21 protein-coding genes and 1 tRNA gene are annotated in these 20872 nt (G+C 55.3%); 10 read left to right on the forward strand and 12 right to left on the reverse strand.

Annotated features, from left to right (window positions below):
* The first annotated feature begins 59 nt into the window (after nt 1–59).
* Entirely contained in the window at nt 60–1178 is a 1119-nt protein-coding gene (gene ompC / locus OK409_RS01525) for a porin OmpC (RefSeq protein ID WP_031292696.1), read from the forward strand.
* Nucleotides 1179–1195: 17 nt separating this feature from the next.
* Here ompC and OK409_RS01530 read toward each other — a convergent pair whose 3' ends face one another.
* Both OK409_RS01530 and OK409_RS01535 read right to left on the reverse strand, forming a co-directional pair.
* Nucleotides 1196–1390 carry a hypothetical protein gene (locus OK409_RS01530; RefSeq protein WP_010248364.1) on the reverse strand — a complete coding sequence of 65 codons (195 nt, stop codon included), beginning with the start codon at nt 1388–1390 and terminating at the stop codon, nt 1196–1198.
* A gap of 149 nt (nt 1391–1539) precedes the next feature.
* On the reverse strand, nt 1540–1650 hold the full coding sequence (locus tag OK409_RS01535; RefSeq protein WP_010248361.1) for a hypothetical protein: 111 nt from the start codon (nt 1648–1650) through the stop codon (nt 1540–1542).
* 171 nt (nt 1651–1821) lie between these two features.
* Here OK409_RS01535 and apbE point away from each other — a divergent pair, with 171 nt between their 5' ends.
* The 3 genes from apbE to OK409_RS01550 all read left to right on the forward strand — a co-directional run bounded on the left by apbE (nt 1822) and on the right by OK409_RS01550 (nt 5258).
* Nucleotides 1822–2868, forward strand: a complete 1047-nt coding sequence (gene apbE / locus OK409_RS01540; protein ID WP_010671024.1) for an FAD:protein FMN transferase ApbE — start codon at nt 1822–1824, stop codon at nt 2866–2868.
* Nucleotides 2868–3509 carry a DNA oxidative demethylase AlkB gene (gene alkB, locus OK409_RS01545; RefSeq protein WP_033767444.1) on the forward strand — a complete coding sequence of 214 codons (642 nt, stop codon included), beginning with the start codon at nt 2868–2870 and terminating at the stop codon, nt 3507–3509. The genes apbE and alkB overlap by 1 nt, the downstream gene beginning before the upstream one ends.
* Nucleotides 3510–3605: 96 nt before the next feature.
* Nucleotides 3606–5258: a multidrug ABC transporter permease/ATP-binding protein gene (locus OK409_RS01550; RefSeq protein WP_264366669.1), complete on the forward strand. Its 1653-nt coding sequence runs from the start codon at nt 3606–3608 to the stop codon at nt 5256–5258.
* 170 nt (nt 5259–5428) lie between these two features.
* On the opposite strand, the gene OK409_RS01555 is transcribed toward OK409_RS01550, so the two are convergent.
* Nucleotides 5429–6145 (reverse strand): 4'-phosphopantetheinyl transferase family protein, encoded by a 717-nt coding sequence (locus tag OK409_RS01555; RefSeq protein ID WP_033778744.1) that lies wholly within the window; start codon nt 6143–6145, stop codon nt 5429–5431.
* Between the two features lie 71 nt (nt 6146–6216).
* The gene (locus tag OK409_RS01560) at nt 6217–6420 is read right to left on the reverse strand and encodes a hypothetical protein (protein ID WP_003854174.1); all 204 of its coding nucleotides are present in this window, start codon (nt 6418–6420) and stop codon (nt 6217–6219) included.
* 761 nt (nt 6421–7181) lie between these two features.
* Here OK409_RS01560 and OK409_RS01570 point away from each other — a divergent pair.
* Both OK409_RS01570 and OK409_RS22515 read left to right on the forward strand, forming a co-directional pair.
* Nucleotides 7182–8024, forward strand: coding sequence for a hypothetical protein (locus OK409_RS01570; protein ID WP_264366670.1), 843 nt, complete (start codon nt 7182–7184; stop codon nt 8022–8024).
* Nucleotides 8025–8034: 10 nt separating this feature from the next.
* Entirely contained in the window at nt 8035–8352 is a 318-nt protein-coding gene (locus OK409_RS22515) for a hypothetical protein (RefSeq protein ID WP_052272100.1), read from the forward strand.
* 420 nt (nt 8353–8772) lie between these two features.
* On the opposite strand, the gene OK409_RS01580 is transcribed toward OK409_RS22515, so the two are convergent.
* The 3 genes from OK409_RS01580 to OK409_RS01590 all read right to left on the reverse strand — a co-directional run bounded on the left by OK409_RS01580 (nt 8773) and on the right by OK409_RS01590 (nt 10927).
* Nucleotides 8773–8849: transfer RNA gene (locus OK409_RS01580), tRNA-Pro, on the reverse strand.
* Nucleotides 8850–8922: 73 nt separating this feature from the next.
* Nucleotides 8923–10677, reverse strand: coding sequence for an LPS biosynthesis-modulating metalloenzyme YejM (yejM, locus tag OK409_RS01585; protein ID WP_022625056.1), 1755 nt, complete (start codon nt 10675–10677; stop codon nt 8923–8925).
* Between the two features lie 22 nt (nt 10678–10699).
* A complete protein-coding gene (locus OK409_RS01590) occupies nt 10700–10927 on the reverse strand; it encodes a YejL family protein (protein WP_010248348.1) in 228 nt (75 codons plus the stop codon).
* Nucleotides 10928–11085: 158 nt separating this feature from the next.
* Between OK409_RS01590 and yejK the strand changes: the two genes are divergently transcribed.
* The gene (yejK, locus tag OK409_RS01595) at nt 11086–12090 is read left to right on the forward strand and encodes a nucleoid-associated protein YejK (protein ID WP_010248346.1); all 1005 of its coding nucleotides are present in this window, start codon (nt 11086–11088) and stop codon (nt 12088–12090) included.
* Nucleotides 12091–12208: 118 nt separating this feature from the next.
* Here the strand turns inward: yejK and rplY are convergent, their stop codons facing one another.
* Together rplY and OK409_RS01605 are read right to left on the reverse strand one after the other, a co-directional pair.
* On the reverse strand, nt 12209–12493 hold the full coding sequence (gene rplY / locus OK409_RS01600) for a 50S ribosomal protein L25 (RefSeq protein WP_003854168.1): 285 nt from the start codon (nt 12491–12493) through the stop codon (nt 12209–12211).
* A gap of 176 nt (nt 12494–12669) precedes the next feature.
* On the reverse strand, nt 12670–14424 hold the full coding sequence (locus tag OK409_RS01605; protein ID WP_010248344.1) for a DEAD/DEAH box helicase: 1755 nt from the start codon (nt 14422–14424) through the stop codon (nt 12670–12672).
* 155 nt (nt 14425–14579) lie between these two features.
* On the opposite strand from OK409_RS01605, the gene rsuA reads away from it, so the two are divergent.
* From rsuA to OK409_RS01620, 3 genes are all read left to right on the forward strand, one after another.
* Complete coding sequence (gene rsuA, locus OK409_RS01610) at nt 14580–15299, forward strand: 16S rRNA pseudouridine(516) synthase RsuA (protein WP_010248342.1); 720 nt, start codon at nt 14580–14582, stop codon at nt 15297–15299.
* Between the two features lie 49 nt (nt 15300–15348).
* Nucleotides 15349–16545, forward strand: coding sequence for a Bcr/CflA family multidrug efflux MFS transporter (locus OK409_RS01615; protein ID WP_010248339.1), 1197 nt, complete (start codon nt 15349–15351; stop codon nt 16543–16545).
* Between the two features lie 294 nt (nt 16546–16839).
* Nucleotides 16840–17160, forward strand: coding sequence for a hypothetical protein (locus OK409_RS01620; protein ID WP_010248336.1), 321 nt, complete (start codon nt 16840–16842; stop codon nt 17158–17160).
* Here the strand turns inward: OK409_RS01620 and yejF are convergent.
* Genes yejF through OK409_RS01635 form a run of 3 tightly spaced genes read right to left on the reverse strand, consistent with a single transcriptional unit; the run spans nt 17147 to nt 20865 of the window.
* The gene (yejF, locus tag OK409_RS01625; RefSeq protein WP_264366671.1) at nt 17147–18751 is read right to left on the reverse strand and encodes a microcin C ABC transporter ATP-binding protein YejF; all 1605 of its coding nucleotides are present in this window, start codon (nt 18749–18751) and stop codon (nt 17147–17149) included. The genes OK409_RS01620 and yejF overlap by 14 nt on opposite strands.
* A complete protein-coding gene (locus OK409_RS01630; protein WP_264366672.1) occupies nt 18752–19774 on the reverse strand; it encodes an ABC transporter permease in 1023 nt (340 codons plus the stop codon).
* A complete protein-coding gene (locus tag OK409_RS01635) occupies nt 19771–20865 on the reverse strand; it encodes a microcin C ABC transporter permease YejB (protein WP_010248326.1) in 1095 nt (364 codons plus the stop codon). The genes OK409_RS01630 and OK409_RS01635 overlap by 4 nt, the downstream gene beginning before the upstream one ends.
* Nucleotides 20866–20872 lie beyond the last annotated feature (7 nt).

Below are 20872 nucleotides of genomic sequence, written 5' to 3' on the forward strand. Positions count from 1 at the left end.
TTTTTAATCATTCAGTTAGCAGTGGCAAATAATAAAGGCACATAACAGAGGGTAATAAAATGAAACGTCGCGTTCTCTCCCTGATGATCCCTGCGTTGCTGGTTGCAGCAGGATCAGCAAACGCAGCTGAAATCTATAACAAAGACGGCAACAAATTAGATCTCTTTGGTAAAGTTGACGGTCTGCACTACTTCTCTGATAACGATGGTTCTGATGGCGATCAGTCTTACGTTCGCTTCGGCTTCAAAGGCGAAACCGAAATCAGCAATGAGCTGACCGGTTACGGCCAGTGGGAATACCAGGCCGCGCTGAACAACGCCGAGTCTGAAGGTACGGCTGACAGCTTCACCCGTGTTGGTTTTGCCGGTGTGAAATTTGGTGATGCAGGTTCGTTCGACTATGGTCGTAACTACGGCGTAGCTTACGACATCGGCGCATGGACCGACGTGCTGCCAGAGTTCGGCGGCGACACCTACGGCGCAGATAACTTTATGTATCAGCGCGGTAACGGCATGGCGACCTACCGTAACAATAACTTCTTCGGTCTGGTGGATGGCTGGAACTTTGCAGTCCAGTATCAGGGCAAGAATGGCAACAGCACCGAGTCTCCGAATGGCCGTGACGTACTGGGTCAGAATGGCGACGGCTGGGGTCTGAGCACAACTTATGATCTGGGTTCAGGTTTCGGCATTGGTGCGGCTGCTTTCCAGTCTGACCGTACCAACGACCAGAACAGCGCAACATCAGGCATCCTCGGGAGTGGCGATAAAGCGGAAGTCTATACTGGCGGTCTGAAATATGACGCGAACAACGTCTATCTGGCGGCTATGTACTCACGCTCGTACAATGCGACCCGCTTCGGCGACAGCACCAACGACTCTTCAGCTTATGGCTATGCGGATAAAGCGGACAACTGGGAACTGGTTGCGCAGTATCAGTTTGACTTTGGCCTGCGTCCATCCCTGGCGTACGTCACCTCACGCGGCACCGATGTTCAGAACTGGGGTAAACAGAATCTGAAAAAATATATCGACGTTGGCGCGACCTACTACTTCAACAAAAACATGTCCACCTATGTTGATTACCAGATCAACCTGCTGGACGACAACGCTTTCACCGACGCAGCCGGTATCAATACCGACGACGTGGTGGCACTGGGTCTGGTTTACCAGTTCTGAGTTGTACGGGAGCGCAGTTACCGCTGCGCTCCTGCGTCACCTTTCGGGCTGAGCGCTTCAGCCTTTCGCCACTTGGTGGCTTCCGGCGCGGTTGTCACTGACGACACCACGCTGCCGAATCGCGCGCCTTCAAATGCCACGCCTGCCAGGGTGAAGGCTGAAAAGCTCAGCCAGTGATGCCATGCTGACTGCCACTTCTGTGAATTTTTCATTCTGCACCTCTCAGAGATAAACACTGTTTCAACAGTGCAGAATTCATGCCAGCTTTACCGCTCTCATAGCCACAGACCTCGCGCGCACTTTGGTACACTTGCCGCGCGCGTCAGGGCGATCTTGCCCCAATCAGGTGCAGTTAAGCCTGTTATTGGCGCGGGCGTGAGGGTGTCATGTGACGATGACGACGCTGATGCAAGACTTTATAGCTACTGAAGATAAACAGCCCCAGGGCAATGACGAGAATCAGATAGATCATCTGCCGCTCCTTACTTTGATTAACGTTAGTCGCCTGATAAAAGGCGCATACAGGGTAGATGACCGGTGAATACTGATAGGTTTCAGAGAAATATTCAACTCTCTTTAAGCGTCTTTACCCGAAGTTTATGCTTTGTAGCAGAGCTGAATAAAGTGTTACAAGTGAGGAAAGATGCGTTCTCAGATTAATCTGCTGTTTATAGCGATGTTAGCATTGATGTTAACGGCCTGTGATAAGCCAGCGACCACATCCGCGCTGGTGCTGGAAGGAAAAACCATGGGAACCGTCTGGCGGGTAAGCCTGGCCGGTGTGGCGAGTGAGCGCAGAGCGGAACTGCAACAGCGGATTCAGCAGCAGCTGGATGCGGACGATGCGGAACTCTCTACCTGGAAGCCAGACTCCGCCTTATCGCGCTTCAACCAAAGCCGTGACCTGTCACCGCAGCCGGTGAGTGAAAACATGGCAGATATTGTCACGACCTCACTGCGGATTGGCCGTAAAACCGGCGGGGCGATGGATATTACCGTCGGGCCACTGGTCAACTTATGGGGCTTTGGCCCGACGAAGCAGCCCGGCCATACGCCGGATGCGGCACAAATCGCCGCCGCCCGGGCGCAGACCGGATTGCAGCATCTGCGGGTGGTGCAGGGCGCAGATGGACAGTGGCTGCAGAAAGATCTGCCAGGTCTCTATGTCGATCTCTCGACGGTGGGCGAGGGCTTCGCCACCGATCATCTGGCGCGACTGATGGAGCAGCTCGGCATCAATAACTATCTGGTGTCTGTGGGCGGCGCCGTGCTGAGCCGTGGCCTTAATGCGCAGCAGCAGCCGTGGCGGGTGGCGATTCAGAAACCGACCGATCGTGAGAATGCGGTTCAGGCGCGCGTTAATCTGCAGGGACACGGCATCAGTACCTCCGGCAGCTATCGCAACTATTATGAACTGGACGGCAAACGCATTTCTCATGTGATCGATCCCGTTACCGGACGGCCAATTGAGCATAAACTGGTTTCCGCCACGGTGATCGCCACCACGGCGCTGGAAGCCGATGGCTGGGATACCGGACTGATGGTACTTGGCACGGAAAAAGCCCAGGCGCTGGCGATTGAACAGCATCTGGCGGTCTATCTGATCAGCAAGCAGGGCGATAAATTTGTCAGCTGGATGTCGCCGCAGTTCGCTGCTTTCCTGATCCCCGCTGAATCCGGAGAACCCTGATGTTAGATCTGTTTAGTGAAGAACAACCCTGGCAGGAGACGCTGGCTGAGGGCGCGGTGATCCTGCGGCGTCGCGCACGTGAGGATGCAGAGGCGCTTTATCAGCAAATAATGGCAATTGCGGAGCAGAATCCGTTTGCCCATCGCATTACGCCCGGCGGCCATCGCATGTCGGTGGCGATGACCAACTGTGGCGATTTCGGCTGGTCGGTGGATTCACGCGGCTACCAGTATCAGCAGCAGGACAACCTGAACGGGCGTAAATGGCCGGCTATGCCGCCGCTGTTTCGTACTCTGGCGCAGCAGGCGGCGTCTGAGGCGGGGTTCCCTGGCTTTAATCCGGATGCCTGCCTGCTTAATCGCTATGAGCCGGGCGCGAAGCTGACGCTGCATCAGGATAAAGATGAGAAAGATCTGCGTCAGCCTATCGTTTCGGTGTCGCTGGGTTTACCGGCGGTCTTTCAGTTTGGCGGCTTCGAACGGGGTGACAGTACCCAGCGTGTGCTGCTGGAACATGGCGACATTGTGGTGTGGGGCGGGCCGTCGCGCCTGCGTTACCACGGCATCCTGCCACTTAAGCCAGGCGTTCATCCGCTGGTGGGTGCCTGGCGTTATAACCTGACGTTTCGACGCGCTTTCTGACCCACCACGCCGGTTACGGCGTGGTACGAATAACTATTGCTATCATTTTGCATCCCATTACACTGCAGGCTGTTTTTTGACTGCTGGATTGCCTGCATGACGTTGCTAAGCGTTGTTTTTCGCCAGTTCCGCTGGCCTTTTATCGGGGTGATTGCGCTCACGTTGTTAAGCGCCGTGCTGGGTATCGGCATGATCGCCTTTATCAATCGCGAAATGATTGTCGCCATCAACACCTCATTTGCGGTACTGCCGCAGTTTCTGTTGCAGCTGGTGGTGCTGATGGCGGTGACGCTGGCCTCGCAGCTGGCGCTGACCATGCTTGGCCATCAGTTTGTCTGGCGACTGCGCGGCGAATTTATCAAGCGTATCCTCGATACCCGCATTGAACGCATCGAGCAACTCGGCAGTGCGCAACTGCTGGCGGGACTGACCAGCGACGTGCGGGCCATTACTCTGGCCTTTGTGCGCCTGCCGGAGCTCTTTCAGGGCGTGATTATTACGCTTGGCTCGGCGATCTATCTTGCGTGGCTGTCGACTAAAATGCTGCTGGTAACCAGTGTCTGGCTGGGTGTCACGCTGGTTGGCGGCTGGCTGCTGGTCTCGCGGGTTTACCAGCACATGGCAAAGCTGCGGGAAATCGAAGATAACCTCTATCGTGATTATCAGACGGTGATTGAAGGGCGCAAAGAGCTACAGCTTAACCGCTCACGCGCTCAGCAGGTTTACGACACGGTTTATCAGGAAGATGCCCGCGCCTGGCGACACCACATTGTCCGCGCCGATACTTATCATCTCAGTGCGGTCAACTGGTCAAATATCATGACGTTAGGCGCTATCGGCATGGTCTTTTTTATGGCCAACAGCCTGGGCTGGGCCAATACCGCCGTCGCCGCTACCTTTTCCCTGACGCTGCTGTTTTTACGCACACCGCTGCTCTCCGCGGTGGGCGCGTTACCGACGTTGCTCAGTGCCCAGGTCGCATTCCGTAAGCTCAATGCCTTTGACCTCGCTCCTTATCAGTCAGGATTCCACTCCGCCTCCACGTCCTCAGACTGGCAAACGCTGGAGTTGCGCGACGTCTCTTTTCACTATGGTGATAACGGCTTCCAGGTCGGGCCGGTTAACCTGACGCTGCGCCGGGGCGAACTGGTCTTTCTGATTGGCGGCAACGGCAGCGGGAAATCGACGCTGGCGATGCTGCTGACCGGTCTTTATCAGCCTCAGTCCGGCACGCTGCTGCTGGATGGCAAGCCGATAACGGCGGATGAGCTTGATGTGTGGCGCAGTCAGTTCTCGGCGGTCTTTACCGACTTACACCTGTTTGACCGGTTAATGGGACGGGAAGGGGTTGCAGCCAACCCGGCGCTGGTTCAGCTCTGGCTGGAGAGACTGAAGATGCAGGATAAGCTGAAGATTGAAGGCAACAAAGTGCTGAATCTGCAGCTTTCTAAAGGACAGAGTAAGCGACTGGCACTGCTGCTGGCGGTGGCAGAAGAGCGCGATGTGCTGCTACTGGATGAGTGGGCGGCGGATCAGGACCCTCACTTCCGACGTATCTTCTATCGCGAGCTGCTGCCATGGCTACAGCAGGCGGGTAAAACGGTGTTTGCTATCAGCCATGACGATCACTACTTCATTCATGCCGATCGGCTGCTGGAGATGCGTGAAGGCAAGTTGACGGAGCTGACCGGTAATGAGCGCGATCTTGCCACGCTCGACTCGGTGAAACGCACCGACACCGGGCTTTAACGGCAGCTGGCAAAGCTTAGCAAAAAAGCGTAGTGGCGTGTTTCGCCTGAACCAGGCTACGTTAGCGATCAGCAGAAACCCCGGTTTCTGCCATTCTGAACCTTTTCTTTCGTCTGTGTTACCCCCGGCTAAACCGCAAAGTTTTAACGCGTATTGTTTAGCCGGTTTTTTTAAAGCCGATGTGTGATTAGCGTGATTACCTGAGTATCCCGCCACACAAAGCTCGCCTCCAGTAACGTCCCCATCGCAAAACATCCGCTGAAGTCCTTAGTCAGTCGCAACGTCGCGCGCTGCTGTGAGAAATCTACCGACACCAGTTCCGCATCCGGAAAGTCCATCGGCTGAAGCAGTTGCGGCCACATGGCTTTATAAACGCTCTCTTTGAGGGAGAAGAGCAGGGTAGCGGCAGCGCGGAAAGAGACGGGCAGCGTCCGTAACAGGTGCTGTTCCTGCTCGTTCATCAGCAACTCAGCCGTTTCATGCGCCGTCGTCTCCGACATGAACTGCTCGACATCCACCCCAACAGCGCAGGGCTGACGGGTTGCCGCTACCACAGCGATGCCTGCACTGTGCGACAGTGACGCCTGAATGCCAGCGGGCCAGCAGGGGGATCGATCGGCTGCATTGGTCAGAATGAAATCAGCAATACCCAGTTCTGCCATCACTGACCGGACCAGCAGACGGCTGGCGAGGTATTCAGCACGCCGTTTACTGACAGCCTGCTGCAGTCGGGCGGGCAGCGGAATATCCCATTCGACAGCCAGCCCGTCATGATACTTTTGCGGATCGAAGTGACTCACCGCCAGCAAAGGATCGCTGCGGTTAAGGTGCCGGGAAAGGATAAAGCCGCCTGCAACAGGCGGCAGCGGCAGGTCGGGATAGCGCATGCGGGACCATCATCAAAACCAAAAAGGCATTAAATCAGGCGCGATGGATCAGGGCAAGCAGCCCGCCGGAATCAGTCGTTGGGAGGAATGGCAAAACTCTTCAGAGAAACAACGAAATGGTGGTGACCCCTGCTGATGCGTGCACCTCGGTCGCACCAGTGGCTTGCCAGACGAAAGAAATCGTCGCTGCCAATGTCATACGCCAGTTCCACTTTGCTAATGCCTGAATGCAGCAACGCTTCTGCATCTTTCAGGCTTTTCGCTTTGATCGCCATAAAAATTATCCGTCAATTTCTGGGGATTTCAGGGTAGGCATTTTATGTGACATTTTTGTTTCAGTTTGATGAATAAGCGCAGCCGGTAGCCGATTTTGTGAAGCAGATCAGATTATAATGCAACTGTTAACCTGCTGATTGTAAGAGGAATGTTAACTGCCACACGGGACTATTCTGAATGTTAAACGGAGAGGTAAGCTGAGATAGAAAGGCCGCGTCAGACGCGGCCCCGTGGGTTACTTCTGGTCTGGCGGGGAAGGTTGCTTATCGCCTGACTCGGGTGCTTCTGTTGGATCGTCTTTTTCAATATATGTCATGAACTCTCCTCTTGTTACCCACACGCAGTTAAGTATAGAACGGATTGTGGAAGGTGCGAGGAACGTTAAGGTTTGATGACAGGGAGCAGGTCAGTCGTGATGTGTGAATGCCTGGTGGAGCAAGTCGAATTCTGGCCAAAAATATTTATTGCACCCTCTGAATATCACAGAGAGTGAGTACTGAAAGGGCGCTGTATGGCTTAAGGTCTGGCTCCATGAGTGGAAAGCCGGTAAGGCTAAAAATCAAGCTCCAGGCCAGCGATAGTAGTGACATGCATTGTCAAATGAGAGCCCTGGTCACTATAAAGAAGCTTTTTTGTTTCTGGTGTTTTATTAATTTTAATCAAAAATCGTCTCTCAGATTAAGTTTAAAGTTCGCCCGTTAATTTTTATCACAAAAGAACTTTAACTTTCTTTACAGAGACTAAAATAATGAAATTCCGGATGATAGCTTTATTCGTGAGCGCTGTTTCTTCAGTGTCTGCTTTTGCGGGTAACTATGCTGGTCAGAGTGCGAACGGTGGATTTACTTCGCCTGATGATGTTCATGCGGGTGTATCGCCTAAAGCAGAAAAGGGATTGAATAAAATGGCTGTTCCACATGCGGCTATTCAATCTGCACCTATGGCTACGCCTCAGAAGACGCCACAAACAACACCAACAATTCAGACACCTCAAAGAGTGCCAACTATTCAGCGTACTCCATCTTACAGTGTGCCTGCTCCTACAGCACAGTTAACACCTTCCTATAGCGTTCCGACTGTTAAAGCTCAACTGACGCCACAAATTGTATCAACAAAACAATTAACGCCTACTTACAGCGTTCCTGCGGTTAAGCAACAGCTAACCCCGCAAGCCGTATCATCTAAACAACCTCAGATTACCGGTGCCTCTTACCGTGCTTACGTCACACAGTTACAGGCGTCCTTACCTACTGAATCAATCAATGCTGTAAGCGTGGACAATACCAATAAAATAAACGTATCTGTAAGTAGCTTGAAATTTTCAACGCCGGTTAATGTAACTGTGGATGGAGTAACCACAACTACTACTGCTGGTGCTATCGCTGCTATTGACCCATCTATTCAGGTTGCGGTGCCACACGTTGCCGCTTTCCGGCGTACAACTATTAAAGGTGGTACGGAGGATAAATCAGGCCATGCCTCTCTATCCGGGCATGATGGAAGAGGTAGTGACAATGCACACTCACACGCTTTCGGCGGACATGGTTACGGCCATGATAACAGCAGTTCTGAGGGTTTCGGCGGTCATTCACATTTCCACTAATGAGTAAGCGATGAAGTTATTTTTTTTGGTTATGGCTATCTCTCTATCGATGGTTAATGTCTCTTTTGCAGTTTCTGGAAATAGCCATACTGAACAATTGGGAAAGGTATCGCAGTGGAAAGGGTACGGTGTCACTGTTAAAAGAGACAGCTCAGGGATTGTCACTGTTGACGGGAAACCAGCAGCCCCGGATGAAGTCACAGAGAAAGCGACAACCTATCAGCAAGGGTTGTTTAATGTGATCATCTATAAGAGCGGTAAAGTGGCGCTGATGAAGCAAGGGCAGTTTGTCGGTTATCTGAAAAGAGATCAATTAAGAGGGGGCTGATAAGCCTAATGCCAGTCAGTTAAGCGACAGGTGATAACGCAGTCTGGTGCCGGCCTGCTCTGAAACTTCAGTGTGTATTGTTAAAAAGGGCACGAGAGTGAAGGCCTGAGCGCCTCTGCTGCTGAAAGGGCTATCCGCAGCGCTGAGGCGTGACGGCGGGCCAGAAGTCCACGCCGGGAAGCGTGGACAGTTCGGGGCCGGCCAGGGAGGGCCGATCCCCGAACGGTTCGTCGGCACGACGTCAAAGCCGAAGGAACCGCGTGAGCGGCGCGAGGACGGCCCGGCAGCAGCAGAGGTGCTCAGGCCCGCACTGCGGCTCGCTCGCCCAGAAAAAAGGCTGTCACGTTTGACCGTGACAGCCTTTACAAATCTAATCTTAACTGACCAGCATTAGCCTTTAAGGCTGCTTTTCAGGGAATTTGGTCGGCACGAGAGGATTTGAACCTCCGACCCCGGACACCCCATGACCGTGCGCTACCAGGCTGCGCTACGTGCCGAACACTGGAGGATTAGTCTACTGGTTATCACCATTAATGCAAGATACCTGCCGACTATTTGCCTGATTATTAATCAGTTAGCGATAAACCGCTTCTCTTCAGTTAATACCTGCAACAGCAGCGCCAGTTCTGGCTTGTGATCTTTCAGGGCGTTGCCCTGCGCATCATAAGCGCGATAGCTGCCGTTATTGTTGAGTACCAGCGTCACCTGCGGCGTGGTAATCACCAGCTTATTCTCTTCGCTGCTGACGACCCAGTCATGGCGACGGCGCGCAGCAAACAGATCTTCACCCTGAGAGTAGTTCACCGGATTGGTCCGCACATGCAGCAGTCGCTGCATCAGCGTCGACATCACATCCTGATGATCAGAAAGGCGATCAACGGTCTGCGCGGGCGTATCAGGCCAGTGAATCACTAACGGCACCTGCAGCGTCTGGCGGTTTCCGGCGCTGTCAGGATTGCCATCCAGTGCCAGTCCACGCTGCGCCGTAATCACCACCACCGTGTTCTTCAGTAAATCACGCGCCTGCAGGCTGCTGAGCACCGCGTGAATCTGCTCATCAACGGCAGGAGCCTGGCGCAGATAGCTGCGCTGACGCGCTTTTGCACTGTCGCCGGTGACGTCCGGGCCGTTCAGGGCAATCCATGAGAACCACGGCGCCTGTGAACCGTTCTGTTTCTCCAGCCAGTTCTGCCATTGCGCCACAGTACTGGCGTTGGGCTGGCTGGTCGTTGCAGGCAGTGAATAATCAGTCAGCAACGCCTGTCGGTAGAGCGGCGGATTAAAGCCTTCTGAGGAGAAGAGGCCAAACTGGTAACCCTGGGTGCTAAGCGCGCCCAGCAGCGCCGACGGCGTTCGGGATGCCAGAATACCGTTCATGTAGCTGGATGAGATCCCATAGAACAGGCCAAACAACCCTTTCTCCGGCGTATCACCCGCGCTGTAGTGCTGGGTAAAACGCACGTTCTCGCTGGCGAACTGATTAAGCTCCGGCAGCGCTTTGGCCAGCGTGGCGTTGTTCAGACCATCGACCGTCAGCACCAGCAGGTTGTTGCGTGTGCCGGCATCACGGAAAGTAATCTCGCTCAGCGGATATTCCACCGCCACTGCTTCCGGGTCGCCCTGCTGAATCAGCCGACGCTGATACTCCTGCGCATCCAGCAGACCATGACGCTCAAGGAAGCGGCGGGCGGTCATCGGGTAGGAGAGCGGCAGGTTGGCACGCTGCATCGTAATCGGACGATAAAAATTCGCATCGGCCCAGATATACATCAGGTGGCTGGCAAAGAAGGCGCTGATAAACAGGGCGGCGACAGGCTTGCCAAATGAACGGCGATTCAGGCTGCGAAGCTTCTGCCAGCTCCAGGTCGCAAACAGCATCTCAACCAGGAAAATCAGCGGCACGCTGATAAACATCAGCTGCCAGTCGCGCGCCATCTCGCTCTGATCAGGGTTAATGACCAGCTCCCACACCACCGGATTCAGGTGCAGGTGGAAGCGGCTGAACACTGCACTGTCGACCATCACCAGCGTCAGCCCGGCGGTAGCGACCACCGCGGACAACACCCGCATCAGCCGTTGCGACATCACCACAAAGGTCAGCGGGAAGATAATCAGCAGATAGGCGGCAAAAACAACAAAACTGAAATGGCCAACCCAGCTGGTATAGGCGTAGATGCGCCCCGCCAGCGAAGAAGGCCAGTCGGCGACCAACAGGTAGCGACTGCCTAAAATCAGCGCGAATAAGATGTTAAACAGAGCAAACCAGTGACCCCAACTGATCATCTGGGAAACTTTTTCGCGGTAGCGCTGCCGGTTGGTTACCATATTATGAAGTCAAATCAGCCAATTAATGGGCGTTATCGTCACGCACAGACGCCTGAAGGGCATCGGCGAAAGATCGTGCCAGTGAACGACGTTGCGCCGGAGCGACATCGCTGTTAATTAAGTTGGTCACCATATTTCCCAGAACCATCAGGGAGAGATCGGTGGGGGCCTTGTCCTTGTGCAGGATTTGGGCCATTTCCGCGAGGAGTTGTTCCACGCGTTCGTCACTGTAACGGGATGATTGTGCCATATCGTCGTCTAAGCTCATTTCAAAAGGCGATATATTACCGGAACAGCGCACTTTTTACCGCAATTTTATCGAAAGCAGCGCGTTCGCTATACGCATGGAGTTGAAAGCCGATGCTGGCGGTGTTTGAATACGCGCCTGTGCTAAAAGGAGAGTCTACCATGAGTCTGGATATCGACCAGATTGCCCTGCATCAGTTAATTAAACGCGATGAAAACCAGCTTGAACTGGCGCTGCGCGATTCGCTGCTGCCTGCCACCAACACGGTCAACGCGATGGTGGAGGAGTTACACCGGGTTTATAGCGCAAAAAGCAAAGCCTATGGCCTGTTCAATGCAGAGAGTGAACTGGCAGAAGCGCTGCGTAATTGTCGTAAGGGCAACGATGATTTTCTCGCTTTTAGCCGTGCCGCGACCGGTCGTCTGCGCGATGAGCTTGCAAAATACCCCTTCGCTGAAGGCGGCGTGGTGCTGTTTATTCACTACCGCTATCTGGCGGTGGAATACCTGCTGATTGCGGTGCTGAACAGCCAGTCCAGCATGCGCGTCAACGAGCAGATGGATATCAGCAGCACCCACTATCTTGACATCAATCATGCCGACATCGTGGCACGCATCGATTTAACCGAGTGGGAAACTAACCCGGAATCGACCCGTTACCTGACTTTCCTGCGTGGCCGGGTCGGACGTAAAGTGGCTGACTTCTTTATGGACTTCCTGGGTGCCGAAGTGGGATTAGACACCAAGGCGCAGAATCGCGGTCTGTTGCAGGCGGTAGATGACTACTGCAACGAATCGGAACTGGATAAGCAGGAGCGGCAGAACTATCGCCAGCAGGTCTACAGCTACTGCAACGAGCAGCTGCAGGCGGGCGAGGAGATTGCGCTGGAAGAGTTGTCGAGCGAACTGCCACCACTGGGTGAAAAAACGTTCCAGGCCTTTACCCAGGAGCAGGGGTATGAACTGGAAGAGAGCTTCCCGGCGGATCGCAGTACTCTGCGCCAGCTGACGAAGTTTGCCGGAAGCGGCGGGGGCCTGACCCTGAACTTCGATGCGATGTTGCTGGGCGAACGCATTTTCTGGGATCCGGCAACGGACACCCTGACGATTAAGGGCACACCACCCAATCTGCGCGATCAGCTGCAGCGCCGTACCAGCAGCAAATAAAAAAGCCGGGCTTAGCCCGGCTTTCATTCCCTGCACGCGGCGATCATTTCACCGGGCAGCGCCAAAAGAAAAGGGCCGGTTTCGCAACCGGCCCTTCTGCTTTCAACGAAGTTCGCGATTAAGCGCGAACGAAGTCGATGTGGAACAGTTTTGGCTTGAACGGGTGACGCTGAACAGCCTGAACTTTCACTTTAGTTTCTTTACCGTCAACTGACAGGGTCAGCACTTCGTCGTAGAAACCTGGCTTAGATTGCAGGTTCATTACGGAGTCGTGATCCAGGTCGATGGCAACAGCCGCTTCAGAACCACCGTAGATGATGGCCGGGAAACGGTTTGCTGTACGCAGGCGGCGGCTCGCACCCTTACCCTGCTCTTTACGTTCTACTGCATTGATAGTGAGCATTAATATATCTCTTTATTTAATTCCTGCTACAGGCGACCCAGTAACAGGCTGGTTATTCAATACCGCTGATGCACATGCAAAAGCGGGCGGCAGTATAGCCGTTATGCCGGGTGGTAGCAAACGATATACCCGCCAGCCGGGCTCGGCATCCGGTTAGCCGGACCCGATAGCGCTCATTAGCGCAGCTCATTGGCACGGCGATAGCGACCCTGATAATCGAACATTTTTTCGCGGATCTGCCAGAACTGACCTTTGGCCCGCGCCACCACAAAGTCGGGATGACGCAGCAGCGGCTGCAGCGCCAGCACGTCAGCGGCGCTTTGCCAGCCCAGCGGCACGCCGGGCGCGCGCTGATGCGGGCGCATAAAGAGCTGTTCAAACGCTTTGCGCTGGGCCGGTGTCTGCAGACGAAACCGTTCGCTGACGCTGGTGCCTTCCTCGTCATAATAGGTCGCCTTGAGCCATTCACCTTTGGCGTCACGGCCCTGTTCCAGCGTCATGCCGCCACAGCGCAGTACCAGCGCATCTTTAAGCTTCAGCGCCGCTTTGAGCATATCGTCAGGATCGACCAGAATTTTGTCGCACTGGTGACAGCGCCGGGCGGCAATATCATTCTCTGCGCCACAGTCGGGGCAGCTTTTAAAGCGGAAGCGGAAGTCACACTGTTCGCGCTCGCCCTCATCATCTTCCAGCACGCCCTGACAGCGTCGGCCAAAATGTTCGATAACCATGCCATCTTCGGTCGCCTTGCCCCAGAAGGTGTTGGCGAAACCGCAGGCGGGACAAAAAACCTGTACCGGCTGATTGTCGCTGGCCCCTTTGGGCGCGCCGACCTCGGGCGTAAAAAGATCGTGCGGATTACCGGCATAATCGAGAATCAGACAGTCGGTTTTACCGGGCGAGAGCCGCAGGCCGCGTCCGACGATTTGCTGATAGAGGCTGACCGACTCGGTCGGGCGCAGAATCGCAATCAGATCAACGTGCGGAGCATCAAACCCGGTGGTCAGCACCGCCACGTTAACCAGGAATTTCAGCTGCTGCGCCTTAAAGGCCAGAATCAGAGCATCGCGCTCTCTGGCAGGCGTTTCGGCTGATACCAGCGCGCTGTTAGCGGGCAGCAGCCGCAAAATTTCATGCGCATGCTCCACCGTTGAGGCAAAAATCATCACCCCCAGCCGATCTTCAGCGAACTCCACGATCTGACGGATAATATGGGGCGTCACGCGCTGCTGCTGTTTCAGTTCACGATTAAGATCGGCTTCGCTGAACAAGCCGCTGCTTTGTGCCGTCAGGCGGCTGAAGTCATACTGCACCACCGGCATATCCAGTCGCTCCGGCGGCACCAGAAACTGATGTTTGATCATGTAGCGCAGCGGCAGTTCATAGATACAGTCGCGAAACAGCGATTTTTCGTCGCCACGCACCATGCCGTGATAGTGGAACTGATAAATCCAGCCCTTACCCAGCCGGAAAGGCGTGGCGGTCAGGCCCAGTAAACGCAGTTGCGGATTATGCTGACGCAGATGATTAAAGATCTGCTGATACTGACTCTCTTTATCATCACCGATACGGTGGCACTCATCGACAATCACCAGTGAAAAGGCGCTGTCGAACTGGTCGAGGTTACGCGCCACTGACTGCACGCTGCCAAACACCACTTTGCGCTGACTCTCTTTACGCTGAAGTCCGGCGGCAAAGATATCCGCCTCCAGCCCGTAAGCCTGATATTTACTGTGGTTCTGCGCTACCAGCTCTTTGACGTGCGCCAGCACCAGCACCCGGCCACGCGCCAGCCGTGCCAGCTCGGCAATGACCAGGCTCTTTCCGGCACCGGTCGGCAGCACAATGACTGCAGGCTGTTGATGACGACGGAAATGCGCCACGGTGGCATTCACCGCATCCTGTTGATAGGGGCGTAAGGTAAAAGACATGATGCTCACTTTTGCAAAACTGGGGGTAATTATGCCATGAAAGTGCGGTAAACGCGCTGTCAGGCTGGCGCGGATCACGTTATACTTCCCGCACATTTTCAACGGTTAACCAGGCCGTTTCAGATTCCCTCCGCAGTAACAGGCAAAACGAATTCATGCGACTCGACAAATTCATCTCTCAGCAACTGGAAATCAGCCGCGCCATCGCTCATCGCGAGATCCGTGGCCAGCGTGTCACCGTTAACGGGGAAATCGTACGCGATACCGCGTTTAAACTGCTGCCCGACCACGAAGTCGTCTATGACGGCAACGTACTGCAGATGCAGACCGGTCCACGCTACTTTATGCTGAACAAACCGCAGGGTTACGTCTGCTCAACCGACGATCCCGATCATCCCACCATCATCTATTTCATTGAAGAACCGATGTCATTCAAACTGCACGCGGCGGGGCGTCTTGATATCGACACCACCGGACTGGTGCTGCTGACAGATGATGGCCAGTGGTCACACCGTATTACCTCGCCACGTCATCACTGCGAGAAAACCTACCGTGTGACCCTGGAATCACCGGTCAGTGACGATACCGCCGCACAGTTTACGGCGGGCGTGCAGCTGCACAACGAGAAGAGCCTGACTAAACCGGCACAGCTGGAGGTGATCACCCCGACAGACGTCCGGCTGACACTGAGCGAAGGCCGTTATCATCAGGTAAAACGGATGTTTGCGGCAGTCGGCAATCGGGTCCTTGAGCTGCATCGCGAGCGCATCGGTGACATCGTACTGGACGCCGATCTGGAACCGGGCGAATATCGTGCGCTGACAGAAGAAGAGATCGCCAGCATCGGTCTGCCGAAAGAGCTGCAGACAAAATAACCGGACGGGCCCGGCGGCCCGCATCACGACCATAAGGGCAGGAGAGGGTGTGCGTAAGGAAAAGAATTCGCCAACAGGACTGGTGGTCATCCTCGGTCTGTTAGCCATGCTGATGCCGTTGTCGATCGACATGTATCTGCCCGCCATGCCGCAGATTGCACGTGAGTTCGGCGTTTCAGCCGGTAGCGTGCAGATGTCGCTCAACCTCTACATTCTTGGCTTCGCGATTGGGCAGCTGATCTATGGGCCGCTGGCAGACAGCTATGGGCGTAAGCCGGTGATTGCGCTCGGGACCCTGATCTTTGCCTGCGCTGCCGCGGCCTGTGCGCTGTCGCAAACCATCGATCAGCTGATTACGATGCGCTTTCTGCATGGACTGTCGGCTGCCGCAGCCAGTGTGGTGATCAATGCGTTAATGCGTGACAGTTACTCGAAAGAGGACTTCTCCCGCATGATGTCCTTTGTGATGCTGATTACCACCATTGCGCCGCTGCTGGCGCCGATCATCGGCGGCTGGCTGCTGGTGCTCTGGAGCTGGCACGCCATCTTCTGGGCGCTGGCGGGCGCGGCGTTAGTGACGACCGTGCTGGTGACCACGCAGATCCGTGAAACCCTGAAGCCGGAGCAGCGACAGCGCTTTCATCTGCGTACTACGCTGGGCAATTTCGTAACGCTGTTTCGCCACAAGCGCGCGTTCAGTTACATGCTGTCGAGCGGTTTCTCCTTTGCCGGGCTGTTTACCTTTCTCAATGCCGGTCCCTTTGTTTACATCGAACTGAATCACGTTTCACCGCAAAACTTTGGCTACTACTTTGGCCTCAATGTGGTGTTTCTGTTTGTCCTGACGCTGATTAACAGCCGCGCCGTGCGCCGCTTTGGCCCGGTGGCGATGTTCCGGATGGGACTGCTGATACAGTTCTGTATGGGGATCTGGCTGCTGCTGGTCAGCGCCTTCAGCCTCGGCTTTTTGCCGCTGGTGATGGGGATCGCGATGTTTATCGGTTGCGTATCGATGGTCTCATCGAATGCGATGGCGGTGATTCTGGATGAGTTTCCACATATGGCGGGTACGGCATCGTCGCTGGCGGGCACCCTGCGTTTTGGCGTCGGGGCATTTGTTGGCGCGCTGCTGTCGCTGGTGAGTTTCAACAGCGCCTGGCCAATGGTCGGCACGATTGCACTGTGCGCGACAATCTCTCTGCTGCTCTTTTTCTACGCTTCACGTCCCCGCACTGCGTCCCGGTAATCGGGCGCAGTGATTTCCCTCTGCAATGACGTGCCGACTTGCACGCCTCCTGACTTTGTTTCGATATTGTGAAAATATTTAGTTAAAAAAGTAATCACAATGCAGCTAAAATGATTGTTAACGGCGTGTGAACGCGGTACATATAGGCTGAAGTGCGATGTGAGTCGCAAAAAATGCGCTTCTGCAATCCACACGGACGGGCCATTAAACCCTGTCCGGACTCAGCGGTTATCAGGCCGCTTCCAGCTGGGCTGCTTTGTGTTGCGACATAAACTCATCCGGGGAGAGTAAACTATGCTGCAACTTTCGATTGTGCATCGTCTGCCACAGCATTTTCGCTGGGCCAGCGATCACCACAGTGCTATCGAATCCGATGACACCACGCTGGACGAGCAGGATTTCGTTGCGCTGCGATTGATCAGCCATGACGGCATTCCGGCGTGGGAGATCCTTCAGCAGCTAAAAGAGGTTCTGGCGGATATTCAGGTCGATTGTAAAGTGGCCGAGTGCGAAGGACAGCCCTGCCTGTTCATTCAGCGTCGTGACGAAAGCGCCACCAACTGCTGCCTGAAAAATCAGGGCGTAGCGATTGCCGAAACCTTTATTGCAGGTTGAGTTGCGCCGACTGCAGCAGCTCGCGGGTATATCCGGCCGCGGGTGAAGCAAACAACCTTTCACACTCTCCCTGTTCCACCACTTCTCCCTGACGCAGCACAATAAGCTGGTGACACAGGGCGCGTACCACATCCAGATCGTGACTGATAAACAGATAGCTGAGCTGCCGCTGCTGCTGTAAGCGGCGCAACAGCGTCAGAATCTGCTTCTGCACCGTGCGATCCAGCGATGAGGTCGGTTCATCCAGCACCAGCAACTCCGGTTCCAGAATCAGTGCACGCGCAATGGCAATACGCTGTCGCTGACCGCCCGAAAATTCGGCCGGATAACGATGGCGACTTTCCGCTTCAAGCCCCACCTCCGCCATTACCTCGATGACCCGCTGCTCCTGTTGCGCACGGCTAAGTTCGGGCTGATGTACCGCAAGCCCTTCCGCAATGATCTGCTGCACTGTCATACGCGGATTCAGTGAAGAGTTAGGATCCTGAAACACCACCTGAATGCGCTGACGCAGCGGCAATAACTGACGACGTGACAGCTGATGCAGCGGCTGGCCGTCAAACCAGACTTCGCCGCGTGAGGCAATCAGTCGCAGCAGTGCCAGCCCGGTAGTGCTTTTACCTGATCCGGACTCGCCCACCAGCCCCAGACTTTCGCCGCGCCGCAGGCTGAAGCTCAGCCCGGAGAGCACCTGTTTCTCACCACTCTGCCGGCGGAACAGCCCGCGCCGCAGCGGAAAGCTGACCTGAAGATTATCGACCCGAAGATTGACCGGCGCGTCTGCGGGCAGCGGCAGCGCTTTTCCTTCCGGTTCGGCAGCCAGCAACTGCTGGCTGTAAGGGTGTTGCGGCTGATTCAGCAGGACCTGGCAGCGGTTCTGTTCGACGATGTGACCATTGCGCATCACGCTAACGTTATCCGCCAGCTGACGCACGATATTCAGGTTATGGGTGATAAACAGCATGCCCATATTCAGCTCTCGCTGCAGTTCACGAAGCAGCGTCAGGATTTGTGCCTGCACCGTCACATCCAGCGCGGTAGTTGGCTCATCGGCAATCAGCAGCTGAGGCTCGGTCAGCAATGCCATAGCGATCATCACCCGCTGACGTTCTCCACCCGAAAGCTGGTGGGGGAAATCATTGAGCCGGGTGGCGGGCTGCCGTATCCCGACCCGATCAAGCACGCTGAGAATTTCACCGCGTGCCGCCGGACGACGCAGGCCGCGATGCAGCGACAGCACTTCATACAGCTGCTTCTCCACGGTGTGCAGCGGATTAAGCGATACCATCGGCTCCTGAAAAATCATCGCGATCTGGTTGCCGCGAATCCCGCGCAGGCGCTGCTCGCGCGCGCGCAGCAGATCTTCACCGTTAAACAGAATCTCACCGCTGGTATAAACCACCGCAGCCTCATGCAGCAATCGCATCACCGAGAGTGCCGTGACGCTCTTGCCGGAACCCGACTCGCCCACCAGCGCCAGCGTTTCGCCCGCGTCGATGCGCAGTGAAACGTCATTCACCACCTGGCGAAGCGTCTCGCCCTGACGAAAGGCGACCGAGAGATGATTGATGGCAAGCAATGGCGTGTTCATTCAGGCTCCTTTGCCCGGATCAAAAGCGTCGCGTACCGCTTCGCCAATAAAAATCAGCAGCGAAAGCAGGATCGCCAGGGTGAAAAAGCCCGCCAGGCCTAACCAGGGTGCCTGCAGGTTATTTTTGCCCTGCAGCAGTAACTCGCCCAGCGAGGGCGAACCCAGCGGCAGGCCAAAGCCGAGAAAGTCGAGTGAGGTCAGCGTGGTAATCGATCCGCACAGAATAAACGGCAGAAAGGTCAGGGTGGCGACCATGGCATTTGGCAGCATGTGGCGCAGCATAATCCGGCCGTCGCTGACCCCCAGCGCCTGCGCCGCACGGATGTAATCAAAGTTTCGGGTACGCAGAAACTCGGCCCGGACCACGCTGACCAGGCTCATCCAGCCGAAAGCCACGGTGACCAGCAGCAGCCACCAGAAACCCGGCTGGATCACGCTGGAGAGGAGAATCAGCAGAAACAGCGCAGGCATGCCGGACCAGACTTCAATCAGCCGCTGCCCAATCAGGTCAATCCTGCCGCCGAAATAGCCCTGCACCGCGCCGACCACAATCCCGATGACGCTGGAGAAGAGCGTCAGCATCAGTCCGAACAGCAGAGAAATGCGCGTGCCATAGAGCAGGCGTGCCATCACGTCGCCGCCGTTGGCATCCGTGCCAAGCCAGTTCTGCGCAGAGGGCGGAGAGGGGAAGGGCACCTCGGTGGCAAAGTTGATGGTGCTGTCGCTGAAACGAATCGGTGCCCATACTGCCCAGCCATTCTGCTCAATGCGCTGCCGCAGCCAGGGATCCTGATAATCCGCCGTTGTCGCCAGTGCGCCGCCATAGTCGGTCTCGCTGTAGTCAAACAGCAGCGGCACTGTCCAGCGCTGCTGGTAACGCACCAGCAGTGGCTTGTCATTGGCAATCAGTTCGGCACCCATCGACAGCAGAAAGATGATCAGAAAGATCCACAGCGACCAGTAGCCGCGCCGGTTATGACGAAAGCGCTGCCAGCGCTGTTGATTTAGCAGAGAGAGCGTCATGAGCGGCTCCCGAAATCGATGCGCGGATCGACCAGCGTATAGGTGAGATCACTGAGAATATTCATCAGCAAACCTATCAGCGTAAAAATATAGAGCGTGCCAAACATCACCGGATAGTCGCGTTGCAGAGTCGCATCATAGCCGAGTAGTCCAAGTCCGTTGAGCGAGAACATAACCTCGATCAGCACCGAGCTGGTAAAGAACATGCTGATGAAGGTGGCGGGGAAGCTGGCGATCACCAGCAGCATCGCATTGCGAAACACATGGTGATAGAGAATACGGCGCTCCGGCACCCCTTTGGCGCGGGCAGTCACCACATAGAGCTTGCGGATCTCATCCAGAAACGCGTTTTTCGTCAGCATGGTCAGCGTGGCGAAGCCGCCGATCACTGTCGCCAGCACCGGCAGGGCGATATGCCAGAAGTAGTCCAGCACTTTGCCATACCAGGGCAGTGTGTCGTGCTGCGCAGAGGTGAGCCCGCGCAGCGGAAACCAGTCCAGATAGCTGCCACCGGCAAATAGCACGATTAACATGATGCCGAACAGAAAAGCCGGGATGGAGTAGCCAATGATAATAAAAGCGCTGCTCCAGACATCGAAAGCGCTGCCATTGCGCACCGCTTTGCGGATCCCCAGCGGGATCGACACAAGGTAGATAATCAGTGTGCTCCATAATCCCAGACTGATCGAAACCGGCAGGCTCTCTTTGATCAGCCCGATCACCGAGGCACTGCGAAACAGGCTGTCGCCAAAATCCAGACGCAGGTAATTCCACAGCATCTCGCCGTAACGCTGCCAGAGAGGTTTATCGAAACCGTAACGCTGTTTAATCTCAGCAATCACTTCGGGATCCAGCCCGCGTGCGCCACGATACTGATTATCGGCAGGATTGAGATGACTGACGCTGGCGCGTGAACCGGCGCTGTCTGCGCCACTGCCGGGCAGACCGGTTGTCTGACCAAACTGAATGTTAGCCAGCGCCTGATCGACCGGTCCGCCGGGCGCGATTTGCACGATAAAAAAATTAAGCGTGATGATCGCCCATAACGTCGGGATGATCAGCAGCAATCTGCGCAGAAAGTAAGCGGCCAACGGTGAT

The organism is Pantoea sp. RG18 (genome assembly GCF_025910075.1).
Lineage (GTDB): Bacteria > Pseudomonadota > Gammaproteobacteria > Enterobacterales > Enterobacteriaceae > Pantoea > Pantoea agglomerans.

Excerpts from the sequence above, each read along its gene's own strand:
- ompC (WP_031292696.1), top strand. The coding sequence starts at position 60 with ATGAAACGTCGCGTTCTCTCCCTGATGATCCCTGCGTTGCTGGTTGCA.
- OK409_RS01530 (WP_010248364.1), bottom strand. The coding sequence starts at position 1,390 with ATGAAAAATTCACAGAAGTGGCAGTCAGCATGGCATCACTGGCTGAGC.
- OK409_RS01535 (WP_010248361.1), bottom strand. The coding sequence starts at position 1,650 with ATGATCTATCTGATTCTCGTCATTGCCCTGGGGCTGTTTATCTTCAGT.
- apbE (WP_010671024.1), top strand. The coding sequence starts at position 1,822 with ATGCGTTCTCAGATTAATCTGCTGTTTATAGCGATGTTAGCATTGATG.
- alkB (WP_033767444.1), top strand. The coding sequence starts at position 2,868 with ATGTTAGATCTGTTTAGTGAAGAACAACCCTGGCAGGAGACGCTGGCT.
- OK409_RS01550 (WP_264366669.1), top strand. The coding sequence starts at position 3,606 with ATGACGTTGCTAAGCGTTGTTTTTCGCCAGTTCCGCTGGCCTTTTATC.
- OK409_RS01555 (WP_033778744.1), bottom strand. The coding sequence starts at position 6,145 with ATGCGCTATCCCGACCTGCCGCTGCCGCCTGTTGCAGGCGGCTTTATC.
- OK409_RS01560 (WP_003854174.1), bottom strand. The coding sequence starts at position 6,420 with ATGGCGATCAAAGCGAAAAGCCTGAAAGATGCAGAAGCGTTGCTGCAT.
- OK409_RS01570 (WP_264366670.1), top strand. The coding sequence starts at position 7,182 with ATGATAGCTTTATTCGTGAGCGCTGTTTCTTCAGTGTCTGCTTTTGCG.
- OK409_RS22515 (WP_052272100.1), top strand. The coding sequence starts at position 8,035 with ATGAAGTTATTTTTTTTGGTTATGGCTATCTCTCTATCGATGGTTAAT.
- yejM (WP_022625056.1), bottom strand. The coding sequence starts at position 10,677 with ATGGTAACCAACCGGCAGCGCTACCGCGAAAAAGTTTCCCAGATGATC.
- OK409_RS01590 (WP_010248348.1), bottom strand. The coding sequence starts at position 10,927 with ATGGCACAATCATCCCGTTACAGTGACGAACGCGTGGAACAACTCCTC.
- yejK (WP_010248346.1), top strand. The coding sequence starts at position 11,086 with ATGAGTCTGGATATCGACCAGATTGCCCTGCATCAGTTAATTAAACGC.
- rplY (WP_003854168.1), bottom strand. The coding sequence starts at position 12,493 with ATGCTCACTATCAATGCAGTAGAACGTAAAGAGCAGGGTAAGGGTGCG.
- OK409_RS01605 (WP_010248344.1), bottom strand. The coding sequence starts at position 14,424 with ATGTCTTTTACCTTACGCCCCTATCAACAGGATGCGGTGAATGCCACC.
- rsuA (WP_010248342.1), top strand. The coding sequence starts at position 14,580 with ATGCGACTCGACAAATTCATCTCTCAGCAACTGGAAATCAGCCGCGCC.
- OK409_RS01620 (WP_010248336.1), top strand. The coding sequence starts at position 16,840 with ATGCTGCAACTTTCGATTGTGCATCGTCTGCCACAGCATTTTCGCTGG.
- yejF (WP_264366671.1), bottom strand. The coding sequence starts at position 18,751 with ATGAACACGCCATTGCTTGCCATCAATCATCTCTCGGTCGCCTTTCGT.
- OK409_RS01630 (WP_264366672.1), bottom strand. The coding sequence starts at position 19,774 with ATGACGCTCTCTCTGCTAAATCAACAGCGCTGGCAGCGCTTTCGTCAT.